Genomic DNA, 24,250 nt, shown 5'->3' with positions numbered 1-24,250 from the left:
CGATCGAGCGGCCTCAGCGGCGATCGAACGCGGCCTGCAGCAGCCGGCCGTCTTCACCGATGCCAGCGCACAGGTCCCGCCCACAGTGCCGCACCGACGTGGGCAGAGCCATCGCGTCTGACCGCAATTCGAGCGGGCGGCCGGTGTTTCCGAACGCGAGCAATCGCGCGGTCGTAGTCGTTGCGCTGCTGCGGATCGCGCAACACGCGGTAGGCTGCCAGAACATGCCGCAGCCGTTCGTCGGCGCCCGAGTCCGGTTCGCCGGACCGCAAGTCCGGGTGGCACCTGCGCAATTGGCGCCGGTAGGCATGGGTTATTTCGGTCTGCGTTGCCGTAGGCGGAACGCCAAGGACTGCGTACGGGTCGATCATGGAGTAGCACCGCGCTTTTGGTGAGTGGTGGCGGGTTGCTGCTGGAAGTGGGCGCGCCGTCTCGGGCGCGCCCACTTCTACGGCTACCCTCCGCGTAGCCTCACCTCAACCACGTTGGGTGGCAATGCGCTGCGGTTACAGACTCAGTCGCGCGTCGATTGTGGCGACAGACGGCACGGAGGGCCGCAAGCGTCAAACAGATGTCAATCCGGCGTCATCACCTCCTCGTCGAGATCCGTTTCAACCAAATGTCGGAGTGGCTGGCAACGGATGCCGTCAGGCATTGATCGGCGTGCGCTCCCCGTTGTGGCCGATCTCGATACGGCGCGGTTTGGCCTTCTCCGCGATCGGAATGGTCAGGCGCAACACGCCGTCGTGGTAGCTGGCCTCGATTCTGTCGGTGTCGAGGGTGTCGCCCAGGAACAACTGCCGGCTGAAGACGCCGCGCGGCCGCTCAGCCGCGACCATCTCGTGCTCGCGATCCACATCAGGTCGCTTCGCGCGCACCGTGAGCACATTGCGTTCGACGTCAAGGTCCAGCGAGTCAGGGTCCACGCCCGGTAGGTCGAATTCGACGATGAACTGGCCCTCCTCCTGCCAGGCATCCATCGGCATAACGGCCGGGCGCGCCGGAGTGCCCAGCACTTGCTCGGTCCAACGGTCGAAAGCGCGGAATGGATCTGAACGCATCAACACCATATTTCGCCTCCTAGTCGCAACGATTATCTATGTTGATGGTCATAGGTTCTATATACCACCCCGACCGGTCGCGCGCAACCATGAGAACCGAAATTTTTTCCGATCCATTACCCGCAGCTGTTCTCGATCGTCCTGGCGTACAGCGCATTTCAGTGACGGCGAACCCCACAGCAGCCAGCCTCCACCGAGTGGCCCGCCACCGCGGCGGGCCCGAGGCGATAGGGCACCGCAGCGAACCGTCGAGCAGGTGGCACAATGCAGGTAACTCGCCACTGGTCCGAATGGTTGATCGGGAAGTTCTGGAAGACCCAGCGACAAGCCGCCAAAACGCAGTCGCCGTGCGACGACACCAGACTGCAGGCCGGACTGCAGGTCAACGAGGCCGGCCGGCAGCCGCAGAGCTACAGCAGGAGTATCGATTATGGGCAAGGCCGACGGAGTAGGTCCGCAGGATCAGATTCCCGAAGCGGACGCGGCGGAGCAGCACCGCACCGCCGATTTCGACGACGAAGCGGGGTTGGACACCGCCTACCTGAGCGATGCCGCGGATCGCGAAGCCAACGAAGCCGACGTGATCGATCAGGCCTATATCGTTCCGGTGTCGGACGACGACGCGGACCATTACGGCTAGCGTGCCGGCGCCCCGAGCCCCTTCGACCGCCCGCAGTGATCTGGCCTGGCACCATCGACACGTGTCTGCCGACCTGCACGTCCACCGTTACGGTCCGTCCGGCCCTGTCCAGGTGCTGACGATTCACGGGGTCACCGAGCATGGGCAGTGCTGGGAACTCTTGGCCGACCGCTTGCCCGAGACCACCATCGCCGCTCCTGATCTGCTGGGTCACGGCAGGTCATCGTGGGCGGCCCCGTGGACCATCGATGCCAATGTGTCGGCGCTGGCCGCACTGCTCGATGAACAAGCCGACGGACCGGTTGTGGTGGTCGGACACTCGTTCGGCGGTGCTGTCGCGTTGCGGCTGTCGGCGGTCCGTCCGGATCTGGTATCAGCGCTGGTGTTGCTCGATCCGGCGGTCGGTCTGGATGGATCGCGGGTACGCGAGGTGGTCGATGGGATGGTGGCGTTCCCCGATTACCCCCACCCGGCCGCGGCGCGCGCGGAGAAGGCGACGGGAGCCTGGGCCGATGTGGACCCCGCCGTGCTCGACGCCGAACTCGCGGAGCACCTCGTCGTGTTGCCGAACGGACGGTATAGCTGGCGGATGAGTCTGCCGGCAATGGTGTGTTATTGGAGCGAGCTCGCTCGGGACATCGTGCTGCCTCCAGCCGGAACCCCGACAACGCTGGTGCGCGCGGGGCGGGCGGATCCGCGGTATGTCAGCGACGAACTCGTCGCCGCCCTCGGTCAACGGCTGGGAGCCGATCTTGTGCTGCACGAATTCGACTGTGGGCACATGGTGCCTCAAGCCAAGCCCGCCGACGTTGCAGCGCTGATCCGCCAACACCTGGCAACGCCCTCGCCATGGCACCGGTGACCGACGAGCAGATCGAGCGGGTGCGCTTGCTGGTTGCGGCCATACCGCCCGGCAGGGTCGCGACCTACGGCGACATCGCCTCGGTGGCTGGACTTTCCAGTCCACGCATCGTCGGCTGGATCATGCGGACCGACTCCGCGGATTTGCCCTGGCACCGGGTGATCACCGCCTCCGGACGCCCGGCGCGGCACTTAACCACACGGCAATTGGAGCTGTTGCGTGCCGAAGGTGTGCTCAGCACCGACGGCAGGGTCCCGCTGGGCCAGGTGCGTTACGAGTTCCCACCCGCGCTGTCAGAGCATTAGCCGGACCAGCGCCGCGGTGCGGGCCAGGCCGGGAAACGCCTCGGCCGTAGAACGCGGATGCAGCGCATGCACCGCCAGCCGAAACATCAACGCGCGCAATAACATCTGTGGCCATTCCGGCAGCGCGCTCCACCGCTCGATGAGTCCGTCATCGGCCTCTCCCCACGACAGCGCATCGACTACGACCACCCCTGCCGCCCACGAAGCGGGCCGCCAGTACGGCGTGATATCGGTGATCCCGGGTGCCGCTGCTCCCACGAAAAGCACTGTGCCGTACAGATCCCCGTGCACCACCTGGTTGGGGCTCCTAGTCAGCTTGCGCAGCGTGGCAAGTTGATTGATCAGATCGATCGATCGATCGGCATCCGCCGTCGGCGAGGACGACCGGGCACCGGGCGGAATGGACTGCAGCGGCCGCTCTTCCCATGCCGCGCGGTCGGCGGCGATGAAGACGTCTACTTCGGCCCACGGCGTCGTGGGCCCCTGGGTCAGGAAGCGTGGCCGTTCCAGCTTGCTGGTGGCCTCGTGCAGGCGTACCGCCGCCGAGACGACTTCATCGTGTCGGGCCTCCGGAGTGCCGGCGACGAAAGTGTCTGCCCGCCAGCCGGAAACCACGTACCGGCCGTCGGTCGAGCGGACCGGCCGGGCCAACCGGACCCCGTCGACGAACAAGGTTTCGCGCACCCGCGCCGACCAGGCCGCGCGGGCGTGGTCGGCCACCATGGACAACACCACTTCGCCACACCGCCAGCCGCCTTCCCAGCTGGAACCCAACGAGGCGGGCTGCACACCGGTCAAACCAAACGCCGCCAGTACGTGCTCGGGCGGTGGCTCGACACTCACACGGGTCAGCCTAATGGGAACACGATGCGGGTCGACACGACCCGCGGAGGAGCCCGACAAATCGGGCACGGTCGGCCGTCTGGACCAGCGTCGGTATCCCGCTCAGTACATCACCATGTCGGGCTGCATTTGCCTGGCCCACGCCACGATTCCGCCCTGCAGGTGCACCGCGTCGGCGAATCCGGCCTTCTTCACCGCGGCCAACGCCTCGGCGGAACGCACACCCGTTTTGCAGTAGAGCACCGGCATCCGGTCCTGGGGCAGCTTGGCCAGACCCTCACCCGACTTGATGGACGACTGCGGAATCAGTGTCGCTCCGTCGATGTGCACGATGTCCCACTCCACTGGCTCGCGGACATCGATCAGCGCCAGTTTCTTGCCGGAATCCATCAGCGCGCGCAATTCCCGCGGGGTGATCGTGGATCCGCTGGCCGCGTGAGCGCCATCGTCGGACACCGCGCCGCAGAACTGTTCGTAATCGACCAGCTCGGTGATCTTGGGCGTCGACGGGTCCTTGCGGATCCTGATCGTGCGGTAGGTCATCTCCAGCGCGTCGTAGATCATCAACCGGCCCAACAGCGTCTCACCGAGCCCGGTGATCAGCTTGATCGCTTCTGTTCCCATCACCGACGCGATCGACGCGCAGATGATGCCCAACACGCCACCCTCTGCACAGGACGGAACCATGCCGGGCGGCGGCGGCTCCGGATACAGGTCGCGGTAGTTGAGCCCCATCCCGTTGGGCGCGTCCTCCCAGAACACCGAAACCTGGCCCTCGAAACGGTAGATGGAACCCCACACGTACGGTTTGCCGGCCAGTATCGCCGCGTCGTTGACCAGATACCGGGTGGCGAAGTTGTCAGTGCCGTCCAGGATCAGGTCGTACTGCCTGAACAGGTCGACGGCGTTGCCGGGCTCGAGCCGGTACTCGTGCAGTTGCACGTCGATCAACGGATTGATCGCGACGATCGAGTCACGTGCCGACTGGGCCTTGGACCGTCCGATGTCGGCGACGCCATGAATGATCTGGCGCTGCAGGTTGGACTCGTCGACGACGTCGAAGTCGATGATGCCAATGGTGCCGACGCCTGCGGCGGCCAGATACAGCAGTGTCGGTGATCCGAGCCCGCCCGCGCCGATTACCAGCACCCGTGCGTTCTTGAGTCTCTTCTGGCCGTCGACACCCAGGTCGGGAATGATGAGATGGCGACTGTAACGGGCCACCTCTTCACGGCTCAGCGCTGGTGCGGGCTCAACTAGGGGCGGCAGCGATGTCGACACCGAACATCTCCTCGGTCTTCCTTGCGATTCAACTTGTGAAGGCGGTTGTCAGGGCGCTGTCAGGGCGCTGTCAGGACATCGTCTATGACCATCACAGCAGCTGTCCGAATCGACGGCAATGAGATCAACACCCAGACCGGCGGTGTTGTTTCCCGGGGTCGGGCCCGTGGTCAGGCGATCGGGTATGGCCACGGATTGAATCGGCAAGTCTTGCCGTCCGCCTTCACCCATTCGGGGTCGAACTTGGCTGCGTCATCGTCGGACGTGGAGAACGTCTGCTGCATCATCACCGGCGCCAGTCCACCCTGCTTGTCACACGGCTCGTGACGCAGGTACCCGATGGCGTGGCCGACCTCGTGATTGATCACGTACTGACGGTAGGACCCGACATCGCCTTCGAACGGGACGGCTCCGCGCACCCAGCGAGCCTCGTTGATGAAGACGCGTGCTTGCCGGTCCGCTCCGAATGACGGGTTGTAACAGGAGGTCTCGAGCCGGAACTCGTAACCGCACCCTTCACGCACCGTCAGCGGTGACACCAGGGATATACGGAAGTCGGGCTTCGCCTTGTCGGTTCCGTCGATCCGGATGAACCCAAATTGCCGATCGTGGGTCCAACCTTTGGGATTGGCCAGCGTCTGGTCAATCATCTGGGCGAACGCGTTGTCGCCGCCGTACATCGTCGGATCCAGCCCGTTCTCGATCTCGACGGTGTACTTGAAGACCTTTACCGTCCCCTGCCCAATTTGCGGCGTGATGCCCGGAACCACGCGCCACGACTTTTCGCCCCCCTCGGTGAAGGGGCCGCCATCGGGCAGTGTTCCGGCCGGCAGGTTGGCATCGAATGCGACCAGACCGCGAGGCGGCGTATCGATGATCGCCGTCCCCACCGAACCGATGGAGGGCGGGTCATGAATGGTGGCGGCCACCGCCGACTTCGGCGACGCCGTCCCCGTCACCGTTTGATACACCACCACGGCAGTGAGCACGATCAGGATCGGCAGCGCATACGCGCGCCAGCCGTAGGTCGACACGAATCGCCCCACCCAGGTTTGTTTGCGCCATTGGCGCGGCCGGTCGCGGTCAACGCGCGGCCGTCCGGCGGCCTGCCTTAGCGGGTCACGCTGGGCCCGCAGCGGTTCACGCCACGGCTCGCGCAGCACCGGCACCCGAGCGGTGCCGCCCGGCGGGCGGGTGGACGTCATTTCCCCAGGATGGCACAGTCGGCCGTGACTGCCACCCCTGGCGCGCCCGAATACGCCCGCCGGAGCCCTTCAACCAGCGTCGACAATGTCTGTTCGGATCGGCGGGCGCCTCGGGTAGTAATGTCTTGCGATAAACCGTGCGGGCGCGGGGATGGCAAGTTGCCCGCGAATGAGCACGATCAGATTGAGGACCGATGAGCGATCTCGCCAAAGCTGCACAACGGCGTGCCGTCAGATCGGCCGACCGGATGCGGCCGGTGGAGGTTCCGGCCCAGAACCGCAAAGGCAATCGGCTGCCCCGCGATGAGCGCCGTGGCCAGTTGCTTGTCGTGGCCAGCGACGTCTTCGTCGACCGCGGCTATCACGCCGCCGGCATGGACGAGATCGCCGACCGCGCTGGTGTCAGCAAACCTGTTCTGTACCAGCACTTTTCGAGCAAGCTAGAACTATATCTGGCGGTACTCAAGCGGCACGTGGACAACTTGGTGTGCGGCGTCCAGCAGGCGCTGCGCACCACCACCGACAACCGCGGGCGCCTACACGCGGCGGTGCAGGCATTCTTCGACTTCATCGATCACGACGGCCAGGGGTACCGGCTGATCTTCGAGAACGACTATGTCACCGAGCCCGAGGTCGCCGCTCAGGTGCGCGTTGCCACTGAATCATGCATCGACGCGGTGTTCGCCCTGATCAGTGAGGACTCGGGATTGGACCCGCACCGCGCCCGGATGATCGCGGTGGGCTTGGTCGGCATGAGCGTCGACTGCGCCCGGTACTGGCTGGATTCGGACCGCCCCATTTCCAAATCCGACGCCGTCGAAGGCACCGTGCAGTTTGCCTGGGGCGGTCTGTCGCACGTGCCGCTTGCCCGCTCCTAACGCCGCGCGGCGTCTGCGCCGATTCCGAACCCAACCCGGCGGGCGTCGGCTACGCCGATTTCGACATAGGCGATCTTGGCGGCATCAATCAGGAACCGACGGCCCCGGTCGTCGCTGAGGCTCAGCAGACCCGAATCCTCACGCAGCGCTGCGCCGACGAGTTCTTCGACCTCATCGGGGGTCTGTGCACTGGCGAAGACCAGCTCGCGCGGACTGTCCGTGATACCGATCTTGACCTCCACGGGGGCCCCTTCCGTTGGTATTGAAGTCGCAGGCGTTTCAGCAGCAGGCTAGTAGACGCTCCCGGCGCCGACCGCACCCCCAGCCCCTAGCGCCATGATCACGATTGGGTCTAACTCGGCCGGACACGCCAACCGGCACCAGGTCGTTACCGTGGACGTCGATAACATCAGCCTCATCAGCAACATGTATCACACCCTTTACCAGGGTTCTCGAGACTCTCGCGACGTCCGGGACTACCCGGACGAGGTAAGCCATGCCGCCGAAACCGATGACTACCACGGCTACGGCTACGAGGACGATGGCTACGAGGACGACGGCTACGAGGACGACGGCTACGAGGACGACGGCTACGGCGAACTGGTCTGGTCGACCGAGAGTCGGTGGCGCCCCGTCGCCGCAATCCTCGGCGTGGTGGTGGCGCTCGGCGCTGTCGCGACCGCAGTCATCATTAACAGCGGCGACAGCGCCACGACAAAAGCGACGGTGGGGGCGCCAGTGGGAGCGCCAATGCCCCGGACGGTGGTCTCCACCACGCCGCGGACGACGGCCCCACCCAGCACGTCACCGAGTCCCCCGCCGAGTACGAGCGCACGGCCCAGCACTTCGGCGGCGCAACTGGCCCCCGAAACCATCACCACGGTGACGATTCCCAGCGCTGCGCCGACGCGAATCCCAACCGCTGCGCCGCCGCAGCCGGGCACACCGCCGTCGGCCGCGCTGAGTCCCCGTGCCGTCTTCTACAGTGTGACCGGGACCAAGCAACTCCTCGACATCGTCAACGTCGTCTACACCGACGAGCGGGGCTTTCCCGTCACCGAGTTCAACGTGGCGCTGCCGTGGACCAAGATGGTGGTGTTGAACCCCGGCGTGCAGACCGAGTCGGTGGTCGCGACCAGCATCTACAGCCGCCTCAACTGTGTGATCGTCAACGCCCAGGGTCAGCCGGTCGTGGCTTCGACCACCAACTCGATCCTGGCGACGTGCACTCGCTGACCGCGGTCAGGCCAGGCCGAGTTCGCGCATCCTTTGGTCGTGTGTCTGCTGCAGACGTTCGAAAAAGGCGCTGAGCTGGCCCAGACCGCCGGAGCCCGCCACCACCAAGTCGACCAGTTCGTCGTGGTCGGCGAGCAGCAATTGGGCCTGCGTGATTGCCTCGCCGAGCAGTCGGCGTGACCACAGCGCAAGCCGGCTGCGCTGTTTGCCGCTGCTGGTGACCGCGGCACGCACCTCGGCGACCACGAACTGGGAGTGCCCGGTCTCGGCCAGTGCCGCCCGCACCACGTCGGCAACCTCATCCGGCAGTCCGTCGGCGATCTGCAGGTACAAGTCCGCGGCCAGTGCGTCACCGACGTAGGTCTTCACCAAGGCTTCCAGCCACGTACTGGGCATCGTCAGCCGGTGGTAGTTCTCCAATGCCGACACGTACTTCGACATCGCCGGCACCACGTCGACACCGCGACGCTGCAGGGCATCGCGCAATAGCTCGTAGTGCGCCATTTCGGCGGCCGCGATGCTGGCCATGGAGATCCGCCCCTGCAGATTCGGCGCCATCCGCGCCTCGTCGGTCAGCCGGTAAAAGGCCGCCACCTCGCCATAGGCCAGCAGCGCGAACAACTCGTTGACGCCGGGATGGTCCGCCGCTAAGCGTGGCCTGGTCGAATCGGCCACCTGGTCGGCGGATGTGGGCGAAGTCATGGCAACACTCTAGTCGCCGGAACCACTCGCACACCGGTGGCAGTTGGCCAACCAGCTATCATGGGGTTTGGTAGTGGCTGGATCTGTGCTGCTACTACCGGGAAATGTGCGTGCACGTAGCTGCGCCCGCCCAGATCGAGCAGCGGGTCGGCCTCTCGGCGACATATCGGAGTCGGAACTCGTGCGCGCGACGAACCGCGACAAAGAAGTACCGACACCAGACCGATACTCGTCACCGAAAGGCTCTTCACCCCCCTAATGACTGCACTCAAAAGCACAACCGAACATAGCTTTGCCCAACTCGGAGTCCGCGACGAAATTGTGCGCGCACTGCGGGAAAAGGGCATCGAGCATCCCTTTGCTATCCAAGAACTCACCCTGCCCCTGGCGCTGGCCGGCGAAGATGTGATCGGCCAAGCCCGAACCGGCATGGGCAAGACTTTCGCGTTCGGCGTGCCGCTGCTGCAGCGCATAACCTCCGAAACCGCAGTGCGGCCGCTCACCGGCACCCCGCGGGCCTTGGTGGTGGTGCCCACCCGAGAGTTGTGCCTGCAGGTCACCGATGACCTGGCCACCGCGGCCAAGTACCTCACCGCCGAGGAAACTCGTCGCTTGGCGGTGGTCTCCATTTACGGAGGGCGGGCCTACGAGCCCCAGGTCGAGGCGCTGCGCGCCGGCGCCGACGTCGTTGTGGGCACCCCGGGCCGGCTGCTTGACCTGTCCCAGCAGGGCCATCTGCAGCTGGGCGGACTGTCGGTGCTGGTACTCGACGAGGCCGACGAGATGCTGGACCTGGGCTTTCTACCCGACATCGAGCGCATCCTTCGGCAGATCCCGGCCGAGCGGCAATCGATGCTGTTCTCGGCGACCATGCCGGACCCGATCATCACCCTGGCTCGCACCTTCATGGTCCAGCCGACACATATCCGGGCCGAGGCACCGCACTCCCTGGCCGTGCACGACACCACCGAGCAGTTCGTCTACCGCGCCCACGCCCTGGACAAGGTGGAGCTGGTCACCCGGATCCTGCAGGCCCGCGACCGCGGCGCCACGATGATCTTCACCCGCACCAAGCGCACCGCCCAGAAGGTTGCCGACGAGCTGAACGAGCGCGGCTTCGTGGTCGGCGCCGTGCACGGTGACCTCGGGCAGATAGCGCGTGAAAAGGCGCTCAAGGCCTTCCGCGGCGGCGACATCAACGTGCTGGTCGCCACAGACGTGGCCGCGCGCGGCATCGACATCGACGACGTCACCCACGTCATCAACTACCAGTGCCCCGAGGACGAGAAGATGTACGTCCACCGCATCGGGCGCACGGGCCGGGCCGGACGCACCGGCGTCGCGGTCACCCTGGTGGACTGGGACGAGCTGGAGCGCTGGACGATGATCGACAAGGCACTGGGCCTGGGCTCCCCCGAGCCCGCCGAAACCTACTCCAACTCACCGCACCTGTATGCCGAGCTGTCCATCCCGGCCGAGGCCGCCGGGACCGTCGGCACCCCACGCGCGTCGCAGCCCAAGCGCCGCGCCACGGATCAGGACGGCCAGCCGTCGGTAACCGCTCGCTCAGGCGCGAGGCGTCGGCAGCGCACCCGCGGCGGCAAACCGATCACCGGGCATCCCGCCACGGGCCCGGCGAATGAGGCCGCCGCAGAGCCGGGGTCCGGTTCCGGGTCGGGGTCCCCCTCGGCCAACGCCGGGAACACCCGACGCCGGCGTCGACGCCGCAAGCCCGCCTGCGTCCCGGACAACGCCACCGCCTCGGCCAACTAAGGCCGACGCTCGAACATGGTCAAACCGGAGCGGCGCACCAGGGGCGATATCCTGGCCGCCGCTGCCATCGTTGTGGTCGTCGCCGTGGCAGCGGCACTGATCTGGTGGACCAGCGACGCCCGGGCCACCATCAGCCGGCCGGCTGCGACTCCGGTGCCCAGCCCCACGCCGGCCCGGGAAGTCCCGGGCGCACTGAAGCAGCTCTGGAGCGCGCCCAGCCCCGCCAGCCGCGTACCCGTCGCGGTCGGCGGGACCGTCGTCACCGGCGACGGACGCCATGTGGGCGGGCGCGATCCGGCCACCGGTGAGACGCTCTGGAGCTACGCCCGCGACACCGACCTGTGCGGGGTGACCTGGGTCTACCGCTACGCGGTCGCCGTCTACCGCGATGACCGCGGTTGCGGTCAGGTCAGCACTATCGACGGATCGACCGGACGCCGCGGACCCGCCCGCAGCAGCTACGCCGACGCGCGGGTACGCCTATCCTCCGACGGCACGACGGTGTTGTCGGCCGGCAATACCCGCCTCGAGCTGTGGCGATCGGACATGGTCCGGATGCTGTCCTATGGCGAGACCGATGCCCGGGTGAAACCGGCAAATCGGGGTCTGCACTCGGGATGCACGCTGGAATCGGCCGCGGCCAGTTCGTCATCGGTGGCGGTCCTCGAAGCGTGCGCAAATCAGGCCGATGTGCGGCTGGTCCTGCTACGCCCGGGCAAGGAGGAGGACGAGCCGGAACAGCGGATCGTGCCCGAGCCCGGGATTCGGCCGGGAGCGGGCGCTCGGGTACTGATCGTCTCGCAGAACAACACCGCGGTGTACCTGCCCGGGGAGTCCGGCGCGCAGCCACGAGTCGAGGTGATCGACGAGACGGGCACCACTGTGGCGAGCACGCTGCTGACCAAGCCGCCGTCACCCGAGGCGACGGTGTCGCAGACCGGCAACCTGGTGACCTGGTGGACCGGCGATGCCCTGATGGTGTTCGATGCCGGCAAGCTGACCCAGCGTTACACCATTGCCGCCGGCGAGACGGCGGCGCCGCTGGGGCCCGGCGTGATGATGGCCGGTCAACTGCTGGTGCCGGTCACCGGCGCGATCGGTGTCTACGATCCGGTCAGCGGCGCCAACAACCGCTACATCCCGGTGCAGCGTCAGCCGAGCGGCTCAGCGGTGATCCCGGGCGTTGTGGGATCCAGGATCATCGAGCAGCGTGGCGACTCCGTGGTGGCATTGGGCTGAACCCGGCGCCGGGCGAGCTGGGCGACCAGACACAGAATCGCGCAGTATCGACTGATTCGATGCGATTCTGTGTCTGTTCGCGCGGCTAAATCTAAAGCTCTACAGCGAATGTGGGCAGCGGCTTGCCCGACTTCCAGTGCTTCAGTAGCGCCTGGGCCAAATCGCGATAGGCCACCGCGCCCTTGTTCTTGCGCCCGGCCATGACCGACGAGCCCGATGCGCTGGCCTCGGCGAAGCGCACCGTGCGCGGAATCGGTGGGGCCAGCACCGGCAGGCCGTAGCGATCGGCGACATCGAGCAGCACGTCGCGGGTATGGGTGGTTCGGGAGTCATAGAGGGTAGGTAGTGCCCCCAGCAACCGCAGATTCGGGTTGGTGATCTGCTGAACGTCAGCGACGGTGCGCAGGAGCTGTCCAACACCGCGGTGGGCCAGCGTCTCGCACTGCAACGGAACAATGACTTCGTCGGCGGCCGTGAGTCCGTTGAGCGTGAGCACCCCCAACGACGGCGGACAGTCGACGATGACCACGTCGAACTGATCGGAGAGTTTGGCCAGCGCCCGTTTGAGCGCATACTCCCGGCCGGCACGCATCAACAACATCGCCTCGGCGCCGGCCAAGTCGATGTTGGCCGGCAGCAGCGCCATTCCTTCCATGGTGGTCACCAGCGCGGTGTTCGGCTCCACTTCCCCGAGCAGCACCTCGTGCACGGACACCGGCAACTTGTCGGGGTCCTGACCAAGCGAGAACGTCAAACAACCCTGCGGATCCAGGTCGACGAGTAGCACCCGCCGACCCTTATCCACCATCGCCGCGCCGAGCGAGGCGACCGTCGTCGTCTTGGCCACCCCGCCCTTCTGGTTGGCCACCGCCAGTACCCGGGTCTCTGTCACAGTGCCATCCTGGCACGTACCCGGCAGTCTGGTAGGGGCGACGGGTCCGGCATGTCGTCCGGCACAATCGGTCGGCATGGGCATACACGAACACCGGCTCCTGCTGGTCCGCCACGGCGACACGGAGTGGTCAGATTCGGGCCAGCACACCGGCCGAACCGATATCGAGCTGACCGAAGCCGGCCGGATACAGGCTGAGCTGGCCGGAAAGGCTCTGGGCGAACTCGATCTCGACAACCCACTGGTGATCAGTAGCCCACGTAAGCGGGCGCTGACCACCGCCGAGTTGGCCGGGCTGACGGTCGATGAAATATCTCCACTGATCGCCGAATGGGACTACGGCGCCTACGAGGGGCTGACGACCGCCCAGATCCGCGAAGTCGAACCAGACTGGCTGGTGTGGACGCACGGATGCCCCGACGGTGAGAGCGTCGCGCAGGTCAGCGAGCGCGCTGACCGGGCTGTCGCGCTGGCACTGGAACACCTGGCGTCACGCGACGTCGTGTTCGTCGGCCACAGCCACTTTTCGCGGGCGGTGATCACCCGCTGGGTCGAGCTACCGCTCGTCGAGGGCACCCGCTTTTACATGCACACCGCTTCGGTCAGCATCTGCGGATTCGAACACGGGATACGCCAGCTCTGCGCGCTCGGAGTGAAGGGGTATCCCGGCAATTGAGCCCCATTGAGCCGCCCTTCGCGCTGTGCGGACCCGGACGAACTCTGGTCGCCGACGGGGTGCGGACACGTTACCGCGACATCCGGGCGGCGCAAGCGGCGCTGCGCTCCGGTTCTGTGCCGATGATACTGGGCGCGTTGCCTTTCGACCTCAGCGAACCGGCCGCGTTGATGGAGCCGACGAGCGTTCAGCACCTCGATGCGCTGCCCGGCTGGCCAACCGGCCCGCTGTCGGCGGTTCACATCAGCGTCGCCGTTCCGCCGCTCGTCGAGCACCGCGCCCGAATCAGCTATGCGCGGGATCAGCTTGCTGCACTTGATAATCCGCTGCGCAAGGTGGTGCTGGCCCGGGCACTGCGGCTTGCCGCCGACGCCCCGCTGGACGCCCGCGTCATCCTGCGCAGGTTGGTCGCGGCCGACCCGGCGTCCTACGGCTATCTCGTCGACCTGAGTGCCGCCGGCGACGATTATCTGGGAGCGGCTCTGGTGGGTGCCAGTCCGGAACTGCTGGTCGCGCGATCCGGTGACCGGGTCACCTGCCAGCCGTTCGCCGGGTCAGCCCCCCGCGCCGCCGACCCCGAAATCGACGCCGCCAATGCGGCTGCGCTGGCCGGCTCGGCCAAGAACCGGCACGAGCACCAGTTGGTTATCGACACAATGTACGCGGCCCTGGAACCCCTCTGCGACGACCTGAAAATCGCATCCGAGCCTCAACTGACCCGCACCGCGGCTGTCTGGCACCTCTGCACACCAATCACCGGCCACCTCCGCGAAACCACTACTACCGCAATCGATTTAGCGCTGGCACTACATCCCACGCCCGCCGTCGGCGGAGTGCCGACAAGCGCCGCCGGCGAGCTCATCGCTGCGCTGGAAGGCGACCGCGGCTTCTACGCCGGCACTGTGGGCTGGTGCGATGCGCGCGGCGACGGCACGTGGGTGGTGTCCATCCGCTGCGCTCAGCTGTCAGCCGACCGTCGCACGGCGATAGCTCACGCCGGCGGCGGAATCGTCGCCGGATCCGATCCCGATGACGAAGTCGCTGAAACCACAATGAAATTCGCGACGATATTGACCGCCTTGGGGGTGCAGCAGTGACGGAGAATATCCGCCGCGCCATACCGGACGACATCGGCGATCTCGTGGCCATGGTTCACGATCTCGCGGAATTCGAGCGCGCTGCCGATCACTGCACCATCACCAAAAGACAAATGCTTACAGCACTTTTCGGCCCTTCACCGACGGTTCGAGGACACGTCGTCGACATCGACGGCCAGATCGCCGCGATGGCGTTGTGGTTTCTGAACTTCTCCACCTGGGACGGTGTCGCCGGCATCTTTCTGGAAGACCTCTACGTGCGGCCGAGCTTTCGCCGCCGTGGCCTGGCCCGAAGGCTGATGGCGAGGTTGGCACGTGAGTGCCTCGACAACGGCTACACACGGCTGTCCTGGGCCGTGCTGAACTGGAATTCCGATGCCGTAGGCCTCTACGACGGGATCGGTGGACAGCCGCAGCGCGAGTGGACCACCTATCGGCTGTCCGGGCCGGGCTTGGTTGCGTTGGCCGGACCACGGTAATCGCTGCCGGCCACCCAGCGCAGCGTCGGAGGACTGAAGAGCAATACCAGAACCGTCAGCGCCACGATCGCTACCGGGATCCCGAACGCCGGCTGCCGCGAGCCGACGCTCAGATACCACGCCACCGGCAGCAGTAATAGTTGGGTGAACACGGCCACGCCGCGGCCCCAGCGTTTGCCGACCACCAGAGCGCTGCCGCCGGCCAGCACCCCGCCACCAATCAGCACGAACCAGACCGCGGTTCCGAGCCCGTTGACCACGTGTTGATCGGCCCCGGCAAGCCCGCGCGCCACCAACACCGCGGCCGTCACCAAGGCCGCTGTGCCCTGTACCACGACGATCAGTCCGGCACTGCGCACGGTAGTCGGCGCACGAAAAGTCACAGTCTCAGCGTAGTCACAGCAGCGTTGGCGGGCCGTCGGCTCGCCCAGGCCGGGCGAGGCGCTGGGCGGACCACCGTCCGCCCAGCCCGTCACATTGGTCGCAATTGCCACTTGAGTCTCTATACCGGCGGCACACATTTTGCCCTTGGAGCGGCTCAGCAGCGCAGCCGGCATTCTTCCCGGTGTAACGCCACGCCGGTCGCCATTCAAGGACGGGCGCAGCGGATGCTCTCGTTAAAGCAGAGGCTATTGCGGTTTTGGGGGATGTGAAATTGCCGCGCTCCTCAACGGGCCCCACCACCCCGCATCGTCGCACGGCCTAGACATCCCAGGGTCGTAGGTTGTCAAGCGGCCTGGTCGCTGGGGGCGGTTTGGCGGTGTGCCCAGGCTTTGTGTTCGTCGTGGGCGGTGTGGTGGCGGAGGCAGCCGTGCAGGATGCCGACGAGCCGGTTTCCCAGGGCGCGTAGGGCCTGGTGGTGGGTGTCTGCGGCGGCGCGGTGTTGGTCGTAGAGGGGACGGGCTCCGGGGCTGGTTTGTAGTGCGCAGAAGGCCCATTGGTCGATGGCGCCATAGAGGCGTCGGTTGCGGACGTGGCGGGCCAGCACGGCGCGTTTCTTGCCCGACGCGACAGTCAATGGTGAGGTTATGGCGTAGTTCTTGCGAGACTTGGACTGGTGTAGCGGTTGGGGTCGTCCCCGAATTCACCGAACACCCAGGCGCCGAGGATGACACCAAGTCCTGGCAGGAAGCGGTAGATGTCGGCGTCCGGGCGTGCTTCAAAATATGTCGCTAACTCGGTTTCCAGATCGGCGATCTGGCGGTTCAGTTCGGCGATGATGCCCACCGCGGCCCGGGTGGTCGCCCCGAACGCGGCGGTGACCGCGGCGGGCGCGGTCAACTGCTCGCTACGCAGCATCTCCTGAATCTGCACTGCCCGGGTGTCCAGGTTGTGTTGGCGCCCAGCGGCTTTGAGCGCAGATCGGATCTTCGACAAGCTCAGGCGCACGCCGTCGGCCGGAGCCGGAGCGCGGCCCAGCACCGCCACGGCGTCGCGGTCAGCCAGGTCGTCGAACGCCTTCAGCGCTGCGGGGTAGTACTCCCGTAACGCCCTACGCAAGGCATTGGTGTGTCGGTGCGGGCCCAGATCAGGTTCTGGTGTCCCCGCGCGAGCACCTTGATCGCCTCGACGGTCGGGCTGTCCCCAGCGATGAGCCGGTGGTCGTGCCGGTCGGTACGCACTTAGATCGGCCAACACCTTGGCATCACCAGCATCTTCGCCCCGGAGACCTGGTGGCGGTCGCGGTAGCGGGCAACCGCCGGCGGGTTGATCGCGAACACCTGGTAGCCGGCCGTGCTGAGCGCCTCGACCCACAGGCCGCGGTCAGTTTCGATGCCGATCACCACCCCAGTGGGCTCGTGGGCATGGGCGGCCACCAGCTCGTGGAACCCACGGATGCCGGCGAGTCCTTCCCGAAGCCGCCGTGACGCCCCACCGAACACCGTCGGCATCCATCAGGTGAATATCGTGATGGGCTTGGGCCCCATCATCTCCAACGAAGATCAGTGCGATCGCCTCCCCAAATCGATGTGGTCGAACCCCTTCGAGCCCCAGGACACCCGGCGGCACCCCAATGGATCAGTGCTCAACAGGCACGACACCCCATCAGCGCTCTAGGCGACCTCACCAACCGGCCGGGGACACAATCTAGGCTTAGGAATCAACAAACACTCCAGGCTCGAACAGTGCTCACCGGCCGGAAGCTCAAGATCAGCGTCCCCGGTCAACCAATTACTCATCGAAGGCTCGCTGGTCGACTCCCATTAGGCTCATGCCTCATGCGCGCCGTCCTGATCGTCAACCCCACCGCCACTTCCATCACACCGGCCGCCCGCGACCTGGTCGCCCACGCGCTCAAGAGCCGGCTGCAACTCACCGTCGAGCACACCAACCACAGCGGTCACGGGGCCGAACTCGGTCAAGCGGCCGTTGCCGCCGGGGTCGACGTTGTTGTCGTGCACGGTGGCGACGGCACGGTAAGCGCAGTGGTCAACGGCATGCTGGGCCGCCCGGGATCGACCCCGTCGGGCCCCATACCGGCGGTCGCAGTGGTACCTGGTGGCTCGGCAAACGTCCTGGCCAGAGCGCTGGGGATGTCGCGCGACCCGATTGCTGCCACCAACCAGCTCATCCAGCTGTTCGACGACTACGGCCGGCGTCCGGAGTGGCGCCGTATCGGGCTGATCGATTGCGGTGACCGGTGGGCCGTGTTCAACACCGGAATGGGCGTTGACGCCGAGGTTGTAGCGGCCGTCGAGGCCGAACGCAGCAAGGGTGGCAAAGTCACGGCCTGGCGCTACATCCGTGCCGCGGTTCCCGCCGTGCTGCGCTATCGGAATCGCGAACCCGTTCTTACGCTGGAACTTCCGGGCCGTGAGCCGATTCCCGGGGTGAGCTTCGTCTTCGTGTCCAACTCAAGTCCGTGGACCTACGCGAACGACCGGCCGGTGTGGACCAACCCCGGCTGTACCTTCGAGTCTGGCCTGGGTGTGTTCGCCCTCACGACCGTGAAGACGATCCCGACGCTGCGCATCGTCCGGCAGATGTTCGCCAAGAGGCCGAAGTTCGAGTTCAAGCACCTCATCACTGACGATGACGTGGCTTGCGTGCGGGTCACCAGCACCGGGGCTCCAGTTGCCTGTCAGTTCGACGGGGATTACCTCGGCGAGCGTCAAACCATGACCTTCCGGGCGGTTCCCGACGCGTTGGCGGTGGTAGCCCCACCCCCCAAAAAGTGGTTCTGACCTGCGGCGATCCAAGCTGTGACAGCCTTGGGACGCAAATGTGGGGCGCAATCGGGAGGCAGTGTAGTACAAATGAGTAAGGGCTTTGGTAAGAGAACGTCAAAGTGAGATAGCCCACGCGCTTAGGTAACACTATTGACATCTGTTGAGCCTGTGAAACGATCAAAAGGTTGCATGCAGAGACATGTAGGGGTACGGATACCTTTTCTTGTGCACGCGTTAAGCCAGGAAATACGCCCGTGCGCCTTGCTGCGCATTTAGTGAGGAGTAGTGACTAATGGATTGGCGCCACAAGGCGGTCTGCCGTGACGAAGATCCGGAGCTGTTCTTCCCCGTAGGGAACAGCGGCCCGGCGCTCGCGCAGATCGCTGACGCGAAACTGGTCTGTAATCGGTGCCCGGTAACCACGGAATGCCTCAGCTGGGCCCTGAACACCGGCCAGGACTCGGGCGTCTGGGGCGGCATGAGCGAAGACGAGCGGCGCGCGCTGAAGCGCCGCAACGCCCGGACCAAGGCCCGTAGCGGAGTCTGACGACTCGGTAGCACAACTGTGCGGCCCCGGCGAATGTCGGGGCCGTATTGTTGCGCGCTCATTGCACCATCAACCGGCCACGCCGCCCGATCGGCACCCGCAACACCACATCGGTTCCGCGCTCAGGAGCCTCTCGCATACCCAAAGAACCGTCCAACTCCGCTGAGACCAGCGTCCGCACGATCTGCAAACCGAGGCTGTCGGACTTCTCGAGGTTGAACCCTTCGGGCAAACCCCGTCCGTCGTCGTGAACCACGACATCGAGCCAACGCGCCGAGCGCTCGGCACGAATCGTCACAGACCCACCTTGAGCGGCAGGGTCGAATGCGTGCTCGATCGCGTTCTGCACCAATTCGGTGATCACCATGATCAGGGCTGTCGCGCGGTCCGAGTCCAGCACACCGAGGTCACCTACCCGGTTGATGCGGATCGGTCGGTCTACCGACGCCACGTCGTTCATGATCGGCAGAATCCGGTCGATGACCTCGTCGAGATTCACCTGCTCGTCCACCGACATCGACAGCGCGTCGTGGACCAAAGCGATCGACGACACCCGCCGCACCGACTCGATGAGGGCTTCCCGACCTTCGGCGTTGGCGGTCCGCCGGGCCTGCAGCCGCAGCAGCGCCGCTACCGTCTGCAGATTGTTCTTCACCCGGTGGTGGATTTCCCGGATTGTCGCGTCCTTGGATATCAGGGCCCGGTCTCGCCGTTTCACCTCGGTGACGTCGCGGATCAGGATGGCGGCACCGGCGCTCGCGCCGTGGACCATCAGCGGCAACGTCCGCAGCAGCACCGTGGCACCACCGGCGTCGACCTCCATCCGCATACTGGGCCCGCCTGTCAGCAGATCGCGCACATGCTCGGCCACCTCTTCGGCCTCGAACGGATCCGAAATCAGCGGCCTGGTGACCTCGACAAGGTTGCGTCCCTCCAATTCCGTGGTCAGGCCCATCCGATGGTAGGCCGACAGCGCATTAGGGCTGGCGTACGCGACGACACCGTCGACGTTCAACCGAATGAAGCCGTCGCCTGCCCGCGGGGTTGAACGCGACATAGCCACGTCCCCGACGTCGGGAAATGTGCCTTCGGACAGCATGTGCAGTAGGTCGATAGCGCACTCCCGGTAGGCCGTCTCCAGGTGACCGGACGCTCGTTGTGCCGCCACCGCCGTTTGGTGCTGCGTCAGCACCGCCACCACCTGGCCGCCATACCGCACCGGGGAGGCCGCAACGTTGGGGCCTGGAAGTTCGCCCGAATGGCATTCGGCATCGCCTTGCCATTTGGCCGCTCCTGACGTGAAAGTCTCGGCAACCAGGGGCAGCTTGTCGCCGGCGACGGCGGTGCCCACCGCGTCGGTCTGCAGCACCGTCGGCGCGGTGTTGGGCCGGCATTGCGCCACGCATACCAGCACGCCGTCGTCGCGACGAACCCACATCAAGTAGTCGGCGAACGACAAGTCGGCAAGGAGCTGCCACTCCCCCACCACCGCATGCAGGTGGTCGACGGCGTTGCCCGGCAGTACCGTGTGTTCGGCCAGTAGATCACCGAGAGTGGACATCAAGAACTCCCGAGTCGCTCCCGGTTGGCGGGTATGGGTCCAACGGCTAGCTGATCACCGCGATGAGATCGCCGGCCTGAATGACATCGCCCACGGCCACGCTCACCTTGCTGACGGTGCCGTCGACCTCGGCCAGGACCGGAATCTCCATCTTCATCGACTCCAACAGCACCACGACGTCACCCTTACCGACTTGGTCACCTTCGCTAACCACGACTTCGAGCACGCTGGCCACGATCTCGGCGCGAACATCCTCGGACATCTTCACCCCACTCGTTCCGGCCATTTCCGATGCTGACTGCTGGGTCTATCGGGCTGCGATCAGCTGATGTATATCGAACCATAAGGCCTGCGAGGGTTGCGGCGCGCGGGCTACCGCGGCCGCGTCGGGGACCGCGTGAGACACTGGACCCCAACCGCGGGCCCGAGTTGCCCGCTTCTGACGCGATACGGAGGTTCGATGATGGCCAAGCGTGGCCGAAAGAAGCGCGACCGCAAGTACAGCAAAGCCAACCACGGCAAGCGCCCGAACTCCTAGCCCGGCGACGATGCAGACCGCACCGCGGTCTGAGAAGGAGCCGGGCGATCCAGGCCTAGCCCGGCGACGATGCAGACCGCACCGCGGTCTGAGGAGGAGCCGGGCGATCCAGGCCTAGCCCGGCGATCCAGGCCTAGCCCGGCAATCCTTTTATTCGCTACGACGGATGATAGTTGTCCGGCGTATCTCCAGCCGGACCCGCTCGCGCAGGCCCTCGGGTGCCTTCTCGCCTTTGCACTTGGTTGCTATCAGCAGCTTGATCCGCTCCTCCAGCCCGTAATGCTTCAGGCAGCCGGGGCAGTCTTCGAGGTGTTGGCGTAGCTTCTGGCGTGTCTCGGCTGTGCACTCACCGTCGAGCAGGGTCCACACCTCGGCAATCACCTCGGCACAGCCAACGTAACCATGGGAGTCCTCGCGATCCGGGCTCGAGTCGCTTGAGCTGACTACATCGCTCATGACGACACCTCCTCGTGGGGTTGGTCACCGCGGACAAAGCCCCGCTCTTTGGCGACGTCAGCCAACAGAGCCCGCAGCTGACGTCGACCGCGGTGCAGTCGCGACATCACCGTCCCGATCGGCGTATCCATGATTTCGGCGATTTCCTTGTAAGGAAAACCCTCGACGTCGGCGTAGTAGACCGCCATCCGGAATTCCTCCGGCAAGGCCTGCAACGCCTCTTTGATTTCGGAGTCCGGCAACGCCTCGAGCGCCTCGACCTCAGCCGAACGCAGCCCGCTCGAGGAGTGCTCGGCGTTGGCGGCCAGTTGCCAGTCGGTGATCGCCTCGGTCGGATACTCCGCGGGTTGACGCTGTTTCTTGCGGTAGCTGTTGATGTAGGTGTTGGTCAGGATCCGGTACAGCCAAGCCTTGAGGTTGGTGCCTTCCCGAAAGGAGCGAAATCCCGCGTAGGCCTTCACCATGGTCTCTTGCAGCAAGTCCTCGGCATCGGCCGGATTACGTGTCATGCGCAGCGCGCCACCATACAACTGGTCGAGCAGTGGAATCGCGTCGCGCTCGAAGCGCGCGGTCAGTTGCTCGTCCGTCTCCGCATTCGGCTGGGGACCGGGAACCTCCGACCGGGTCTCGCCATCGATGTCGGCCATCTTGATTAACACGGTCCCTTCGGTTGCGGTGTCACCGGACAGCGTCAAAGGCCATGCCGGATTCGCAAGGAAGCGATCCAACTGCTCCTCACATAGCAGGCTCGTCGCAGTTGACACCGGGCTCCCTTCCCCCAATGTAGAGGTCGCGACCGACAGCATTTGCCTCGGTCCGTTGAATCTTGTTATCGCCGGACGGCCGCAAGGACCGCATCAATCAACGGCGTGAGCGGGCACACTATTTCCGAGCCGCAGCTCCGACGGTTCGCCGGCGGCCGGACGGGACGCCCGCCTACACCTCCTGCGGGGCCCCCGAAGGATCATCGAGTTACCGAGGCGCGCCGGGGACGTCCCGCAATTCGGATGGGTCGCCGGTCACGTTAGTGTGACGCCATGTCCCTTAACGGCAAGACCATGTTCATCTCTGGCGCCAGTCGTGGCATCGGCCTGGCGATCGCCAAACGCGCCGCACAAGACGGTGCCAACATCGCCTTGATCGCCAAGACCGCCGATCCCCACCCGAAGCTGCCGGGCACGGTGTACACCGCCGCCAAGGAGCTGGAGGAAGCCGGCGGTCAGGCCCTGCCGATCGTGGGGGACGTCCGAGACCCAGATTCGGTCGAGTCCGCAGTCGCCCAGACCGTCGAACGGTTCGGCGGCATCGACATCTGCGTCAACAATGCCTCGGCAATCAACCTCGGGTCCATCACCGAAGTCCCGATGAAGCGCTTTGACCTGATGAACGGAATCCAGGTGCGCGGCACGTACGCCGTGTCGCAAGCGTGCATCCCACACATGAAGGGTCGGGAGAACCCGCACATTCTGACGCTGTCGCCACCGGTGTTGCTGGACAAGAAGTGGCTGAAGCCGACGGCCTACATGATGGCTAAATTCGGCATGACACTGTGCGCGCTGGGAATCGCCGAGGAGATGCGCGACGAGGGGATCGCGTCGAACACGCTGTGGCCACGCACGCTGGTGGCCACGGCTGCGGTGCAGAACCTGCTCGGCGGCGATGAGGCGATGGCTCGCGCCCGTAAGCCCGAGGTGTATGCCGATGCGGCCTATGTCGTCCTCAACAAGCCTTCCCGCGAATACACCGGCAACTCGGTGCTGTGCGAGGACGTTCTGGTGGAATCCGGCGTCACCGATTTGTCGGTATACGACTGCATACCGGGGGCCAAGCTCGGCGTCGACCTGTGGGTGGAAGAAGTCAACCCGCCGGGATACGTCCAGCCTTGATCCCGCCCGGCCGGGTCGGCAACATCTCCGAACTCCTCAGGTGTTGCAGCGACCACTTGAGTCTGAGTGGCGATTGTTCGCCGTGGCGTTACGGTCGCGCACCCGGCTCAGCCCAGGAACTGTTCGATGACGGGAGCGAGCTCAACCGCGTTGTGCACGAGGTCGATGTGACCCCCGGAATGCAGGTGCAGCCGCGAACGAGGCAGCAAGGTGTTCATGATGTGAGCGTTGGCAACCGGAATGATCGGATCATCGGTGCCCGCCACGATCAACGTCTCCTGGCGCACCGCCGGTAGCGCGAACAGACTGGTCCACACCGAACCGGCGAGCAGCTGGTGAAGATAGCCGATCTTCGATCCGGCACGCAATTGCCGCACGAAGAGTTGCGCCACGTCGTCGCCGTGGGCACGGACGGTACCACCGTAGAGCTCAGCGGCGATGGATGCCGCATAGTTAGGATCCGAAAAGCGCCTCGGGGTAAGCATTTTCGCCAGAACCCGGGGGTGGCCGGGAACCATGACCACCCCCGTGCCCGTCGCGACCAGCACCAGCCGACGGCATCGGCGAGGATTCTGAAAGGCGAATTGCTGCGCCAAGGCGCCTCCCCAGGACAGTCCGAGCACATCCACCACCCCTAGGTCGAGCTTGCGCAGGAGCCGCCCCATCACCCAGGCAAGGTAGGGAAACCCATAGGGCAGAACGGATGTGGGTGATCCGCCGGTCCCGGGAACGTCAAATCTGACGACCGTGGAGTCGAGCTCCTCCACCAGCGGATCGAGCACTTCCAGGCTCGCCCCGATTCCGTTGCACAACACCAGCGGCACACCGGTTCCCCGGCGTACGTTGACTCGGATCCGCTGTCCTCCCACGCACAGATAGAGCTCTTCGCCATGCGCGCTCGCAACGTGGCTACCGGGCATGAC

Annotated in this window: 28 protein-coding genes and 1 pseudogene; 14 read left to right on the top strand and 15 right to left on the bottom strand. The window is 65.5% G+C overall.

Annotated features, from left to right (window positions below; all coding sequences use genetic code 11):
* Positions 1 to 53 precede the first annotated feature (53 nt).
* Both EET10_RS06885 and EET10_RS06880 read right to left on the bottom strand, forming a co-directional pair.
* Positions 54 to 371 carry a J domain-containing protein gene (locus EET10_RS06885; RefSeq protein ID WP_081260716.1) on the bottom strand — a complete coding sequence of 106 codons (318 nt, stop codon included), beginning with the start codon at positions 369 to 371 and terminating at the stop codon, positions 54 to 56.
* Between the two features lie 276 nt (positions 372 to 647).
* Entirely contained in the window at positions 648 to 1,070 is a 423-nt protein-coding gene (locus tag EET10_RS06880; protein ID WP_036404270.1) for an Hsp20/alpha crystallin family protein, read from the bottom strand.
* A gap of 421 nt (positions 1,071 to 1,491) precedes the next feature.
* On the opposite strand from EET10_RS06880, the gene EET10_RS06875 reads away from it, so the two are divergent.
* The 3 genes from EET10_RS06875 to EET10_RS06865 all read left to right on the top strand — a co-directional run bounded on the left by EET10_RS06875 (position 1,492) and on the right by EET10_RS06865 (position 2,868).
* On the top strand, positions 1,492 to 1,701 hold the full coding sequence (locus EET10_RS06875; RefSeq protein ID WP_036404272.1) for a hypothetical protein: 210 nt from the start codon (positions 1,492 to 1,494) through the stop codon (positions 1,699 to 1,701).
* Positions 1,702 to 1,762: 61 nt separating this feature from the next.
* Positions 1,763 to 2,563: an alpha/beta fold hydrolase gene (locus EET10_RS06870; protein WP_122501989.1), complete on the top strand. Its 801-nt coding sequence runs from the start codon at positions 1,763 to 1,765 to the stop codon at positions 2,561 to 2,563.
* Complete coding sequence (locus tag EET10_RS06865; protein WP_036404276.1) at positions 2,551 to 2,868, top strand: MGMT family protein; 318 nt, start codon at positions 2,551 to 2,553, stop codon at positions 2,866 to 2,868. The genes EET10_RS06870 and EET10_RS06865 overlap by 13 nt, the downstream gene beginning before the upstream one ends.
* On the opposite strand, the gene EET10_RS06860 is transcribed toward EET10_RS06865, so the two are convergent.
* The 3 genes from EET10_RS06860 to EET10_RS06850 all read right to left on the bottom strand — a co-directional run bounded on the left by EET10_RS06860 (position 2,857) and on the right by EET10_RS06850 (position 6,197).
* Complete coding sequence (locus EET10_RS06860) at positions 2,857 to 3,711, bottom strand: TIGR02569 family protein (protein ID WP_036404278.1); 855 nt, start codon at positions 3,709 to 3,711, stop codon at positions 2,857 to 2,859. The genes EET10_RS06865 and EET10_RS06860 overlap by 12 nt on opposite strands.
* A 102-nt stretch (positions 3,712 to 3,813) precedes the next feature.
* Entirely contained in the window at positions 3,814 to 4,992 is a 1,179-nt protein-coding gene (gene moeZ, locus EET10_RS06855; protein ID WP_036404280.1) for an adenylyltransferase/sulfurtransferase MoeZ, read from the bottom strand.
* 170 nt (positions 4,993 to 5,162) lie between these two features.
* Entirely contained in the window at positions 5,163 to 6,197 is a 1,035-nt protein-coding gene (locus EET10_RS06850) for a DUF3152 domain-containing protein (protein WP_063467943.1), read from the bottom strand.
* A 194-nt stretch (positions 6,198 to 6,391) separates the two neighbouring features.
* Here EET10_RS06850 and fasR point away from each other — a divergent pair, with 194 nt between their 5' ends.
* Complete coding sequence (gene fasR / locus EET10_RS06845) at positions 6,392 to 7,075, top strand: HTH-type transcriptional activator FasR (protein ID WP_036404283.1); 684 nt, start codon at positions 6,392 to 6,394, stop codon at positions 7,073 to 7,075.
* Here fasR and EET10_RS06840 read toward each other — a convergent pair.
* A complete protein-coding gene (locus tag EET10_RS06840; protein WP_036404285.1) occupies positions 7,072 to 7,317 on the bottom strand; it encodes a DUF3107 domain-containing protein in 246 nt (81 codons plus the stop codon). The genes fasR and EET10_RS06840 overlap by 4 nt on opposite strands.
* Positions 7,318 to 7,732: 415 nt before the next feature.
* On the opposite strand from EET10_RS06840, the gene EET10_RS06835 reads away from it, so the two are divergent.
* Entirely contained in the window at positions 7,733 to 8,311 is a 579-nt protein-coding gene (locus tag EET10_RS06835; RefSeq protein ID WP_036404439.1) for a hypothetical protein, read from the top strand.
* 6 nt (positions 8,312 to 8,317) lie between these two features.
* Here the strand turns inward: EET10_RS06835 and EET10_RS06830 are convergent, their stop codons facing one another.
* A complete protein-coding gene (locus EET10_RS06830; protein ID WP_036404287.1) occupies positions 8,318 to 9,013 on the bottom strand; it encodes a ferritin-like fold-containing protein in 696 nt (231 codons plus the stop codon).
* 258 nt (positions 9,014 to 9,271) lie between these two features.
* On the opposite strand from EET10_RS06830, the gene EET10_RS06825 reads away from it, so the two are divergent.
* Complete coding sequence (locus tag EET10_RS06825) at positions 9,272 to 10,786, top strand: DEAD/DEAH box helicase (RefSeq protein ID WP_122501988.1); 1,515 nt, start codon at positions 9,272 to 9,274, stop codon at positions 10,784 to 10,786.
* A 15-nt stretch (positions 10,787 to 10,801) separates the two neighbouring features.
* The gene (locus tag EET10_RS06820) at positions 10,802 to 12,025 is read left to right on the top strand and encodes an Rv3212 family protein (protein WP_063467940.1); all 1,224 of its coding nucleotides are present in this window, start codon (positions 10,802 to 10,804) and stop codon (positions 12,023 to 12,025) included.
* Positions 12,026 to 12,116: 91 nt separating this feature from the next.
* Here the strand turns inward: EET10_RS06820 and EET10_RS06815 are convergent, their stop codons facing one another.
* Complete coding sequence (locus tag EET10_RS06815; RefSeq protein WP_023371712.1) at positions 12,117 to 12,917, bottom strand: ParA family protein; 801 nt, start codon at positions 12,915 to 12,917, stop codon at positions 12,117 to 12,119.
* Positions 12,918 to 12,993: 76 nt separating this feature from the next.
* Between EET10_RS06815 and EET10_RS06810 the strand changes: the two genes are divergently transcribed.
* Genes EET10_RS06810 through EET10_RS06800 form a run of 3 tightly spaced genes read left to right on the top strand, consistent with a single transcriptional unit; the run spans position 12,994 to position 15,169 of the window.
* Positions 12,994 to 13,593: an acid phosphatase gene (locus EET10_RS06810; RefSeq protein WP_036404291.1), complete on the top strand. Its 600-nt coding sequence runs from the start codon at positions 12,994 to 12,996 to the stop codon at positions 13,591 to 13,593.
* Positions 13,590 to 14,690 carry an isochorismate synthase gene (locus tag EET10_RS06805; protein WP_036404293.1) on the top strand — a complete coding sequence of 367 codons (1,101 nt, stop codon included), beginning with the start codon at positions 13,590 to 13,592 and terminating at the stop codon, positions 14,688 to 14,690. The genes EET10_RS06810 and EET10_RS06805 overlap by 4 nt, the downstream gene beginning before the upstream one ends.
* Positions 14,687 to 15,169, top strand: a complete 483-nt coding sequence (locus EET10_RS06800) for a GNAT family N-acetyltransferase (protein ID WP_036404295.1) — start codon at positions 14,687 to 14,689, stop codon at positions 15,167 to 15,169. Before EET10_RS06805 ends, EET10_RS06800 begins: the two co-directional genes overlap by 4 nt.
* On the opposite strand, the gene EET10_RS06795 is transcribed toward EET10_RS06800, so the two are convergent.
* Both EET10_RS06795 and EET10_RS06790 read right to left on the bottom strand, forming a co-directional pair.
* The gene (locus EET10_RS06795; protein WP_036404441.1) at positions 15,121 to 15,552 is read right to left on the bottom strand and encodes a hypothetical protein; all 432 of its coding nucleotides are present in this window, start codon (positions 15,550 to 15,552) and stop codon (positions 15,121 to 15,123) included. The genes EET10_RS06800 and EET10_RS06795 overlap by 49 nt on opposite strands.
* 344 nt (positions 15,553 to 15,896) lie before the next feature.
* Positions 15,897 to 17,116 (bottom strand): annotated as a pseudogene (locus EET10_RS06790) (IS110 family RNA-guided transposase).
* Between the two features lie 272 nt (positions 17,117 to 17,388).
* On the opposite strand from EET10_RS06790, the gene EET10_RS06785 reads away from it, so the two are divergent.
* A complete protein-coding gene (locus EET10_RS06785; RefSeq protein ID WP_036404297.1) occupies positions 17,389 to 18,354 on the top strand; it encodes a diacylglycerol/lipid kinase family protein in 966 nt (321 codons plus the stop codon).
* 277 nt (positions 18,355 to 18,631) lie between these two features.
* Positions 18,632 to 18,886, top strand: coding sequence for a transcriptional regulator WhiB1 (whiB1, locus tag EET10_RS06780; RefSeq protein ID WP_023371700.1), 255 nt, complete (start codon positions 18,632 to 18,634; stop codon positions 18,884 to 18,886).
* Positions 18,887 to 18,944: 58 nt separating this feature from the next.
* Here whiB1 and EET10_RS06775 read toward each other — a convergent pair whose 3' ends face one another.
* Both EET10_RS06775 and EET10_RS06770 read right to left on the bottom strand, forming a co-directional pair.
* Positions 18,945 to 20,447, bottom strand: coding sequence for a sensor histidine kinase (locus tag EET10_RS06775; RefSeq protein ID WP_036404299.1), 1,503 nt, complete (start codon positions 20,445 to 20,447; stop codon positions 18,945 to 18,947).
* Between the two features lie 46 nt (positions 20,448 to 20,493).
* A complete protein-coding gene (locus EET10_RS06770; protein ID WP_036391739.1) occupies positions 20,494 to 20,709 on the bottom strand; it encodes a biotin/lipoyl-binding carrier protein in 216 nt (71 codons plus the stop codon).
* A 201-nt stretch (positions 20,710 to 20,910) separates the two neighbouring features.
* On the opposite strand from EET10_RS06770, the gene EET10_RS32185 reads away from it, so the two are divergent.
* Positions 20,911 to 20,985, top strand: coding sequence for a 50S ribosomal protein bL37 (locus EET10_RS32185; protein ID WP_003416889.1), 75 nt, complete (start codon positions 20,911 to 20,913; stop codon positions 20,983 to 20,985).
* Positions 20,986 to 21,135: 150 nt separating this feature from the next.
* Here the strand turns inward: EET10_RS32185 and rsrA are convergent, their stop codons facing one another.
* Positions 21,136 to 21,441 carry a mycothiol system anti-sigma-R factor gene (gene rsrA / locus EET10_RS06760; protein WP_036404301.1) on the bottom strand — a complete coding sequence of 102 codons (306 nt, stop codon included), beginning with the start codon at positions 21,439 to 21,441 and terminating at the stop codon, positions 21,136 to 21,138.
* Positions 21,438 to 22,088, bottom strand: coding sequence for a sigma-70 family RNA polymerase sigma factor (locus tag EET10_RS06755; protein WP_162877407.1), 651 nt, complete (start codon positions 22,086 to 22,088; stop codon positions 21,438 to 21,440). Before EET10_RS06755 ends, rsrA begins: the two co-directional genes overlap by 4 nt.
* 390 nt (positions 22,089 to 22,478) lie before the next feature.
* Here EET10_RS06755 and EET10_RS06750 point away from each other — a divergent pair, with 390 nt between their 5' ends.
* The gene (locus EET10_RS06750; RefSeq protein WP_036404305.1) at positions 22,479 to 23,327 is read left to right on the top strand and encodes an SDR family oxidoreductase; all 849 of its coding nucleotides are present in this window, start codon (positions 22,479 to 22,481) and stop codon (positions 23,325 to 23,327) included.
* A 107-nt stretch (positions 23,328 to 23,434) separates the two neighbouring features.
* On the opposite strand, the gene EET10_RS06745 is transcribed toward EET10_RS06750, so the two are convergent.
* Positions 23,435 to 24,247, bottom strand: a complete 813-nt coding sequence (locus EET10_RS06745; RefSeq protein ID WP_036404307.1) for an alpha/beta fold hydrolase — start codon at positions 24,245 to 24,247, stop codon at positions 23,435 to 23,437.
* Positions 24,248 to 24,250 lie beyond the last annotated feature (3 nt).

This window comes from Mycobacterium pseudokansasii (genome assembly GCF_900566075.1).
Classification (GTDB): Bacteria; Actinomycetota; Actinomycetes; order Mycobacteriales; family Mycobacteriaceae; genus Mycobacterium; species Mycobacterium pseudokansasii.
This window is presented reverse-complemented; position numbering and strand designations above follow the sequence as displayed.

Bases quoted from the DNA above. Each gene is read 5' to 3' on its own strand.
- EET10_RS06885 (WP_081260716.1), bottom strand. From the start codon at position 371: ATGATCGACCCGTACGCAGTCCTTGGCGTTCCGCCTACGGCAACGCAG.
- EET10_RS06880 (WP_036404270.1), bottom strand. From the start codon at position 1,070: ATGGTGTTGATGCGTTCAGATCCATTCCGCGCTTTCGACCGTTGGACC.
- EET10_RS06875 (WP_036404272.1), top strand. From the start codon at position 1,492: ATGGGCAAGGCCGACGGAGTAGGTCCGCAGGATCAGATTCCCGAAGCG.
- EET10_RS06865 (WP_036404276.1), top strand. From the start codon at position 2,551: ATGGCACCGGTGACCGACGAGCAGATCGAGCGGGTGCGCTTGCTGGTT.
- EET10_RS06850 (WP_063467943.1), bottom strand. From the start codon at position 6,197: ATGACGTCCACCCGCCCGCCGGGCGGCACCGCTCGGGTGCCGGTGCTG.
- fasR (WP_036404283.1), top strand. From the start codon at position 6,392: ATGAGCGATCTCGCCAAAGCTGCACAACGGCGTGCCGTCAGATCGGCC.
- EET10_RS06830 (WP_036404287.1), bottom strand. From the start codon at position 9,013: ATGACTTCGCCCACATCCGCCGACCAGGTGGCCGATTCGACCAGGCCA.
- EET10_RS06825 (WP_122501988.1), top strand. From the start codon at position 9,272: ATGACTGCACTCAAAAGCACAACCGAACATAGCTTTGCCCAACTCGGA.
- EET10_RS06820 (WP_063467940.1), top strand. From the start codon at position 10,802: ATGGTCAAACCGGAGCGGCGCACCAGGGGCGATATCCTGGCCGCCGCT.
- EET10_RS06810 (WP_036404291.1), top strand. From the start codon at position 12,994: ATGGGCATACACGAACACCGGCTCCTGCTGGTCCGCCACGGCGACACG.
- EET10_RS06785 (WP_036404297.1), top strand. From the start codon at position 17,389: ATGCGCGCCGTCCTGATCGTCAACCCCACCGCCACTTCCATCACACCG.
- whiB1 (WP_023371700.1), top strand. From the start codon at position 18,632: ATGGATTGGCGCCACAAGGCGGTCTGCCGTGACGAAGATCCGGAGCTG.
- EET10_RS06775 (WP_036404299.1), bottom strand. From the start codon at position 20,447: ATGTCCACTCTCGGTGATCTACTGGCCGAACACACGGTACTGCCGGGC.
- EET10_RS06770 (WP_036391739.1), bottom strand. From the start codon at position 20,709: ATGTCCGAGGATGTTCGCGCCGAGATCGTGGCCAGCGTGCTCGAAGTC.
- rsrA (WP_036404301.1), bottom strand. From the start codon at position 21,441: ATGAGCGATGTAGTCAGCTCAAGCGACTCGAGCCCGGATCGCGAGGAC.
- EET10_RS06755 (WP_162877407.1), bottom strand. From the start codon at position 22,088: ATGGCCGACATCGATGGCGAGACCCGGTCGGAGGTTCCCGGTCCCCAG.
- EET10_RS06750 (WP_036404305.1), top strand. From the start codon at position 22,479: ATGTCCCTTAACGGCAAGACCATGTTCATCTCTGGCGCCAGTCGTGGC.
- EET10_RS06745 (WP_036404307.1), bottom strand. From the start codon at position 24,247: ATGCCCGGTAGCCACGTTGCGAGCGCGCATGGCGAAGAGCTCTATCTG.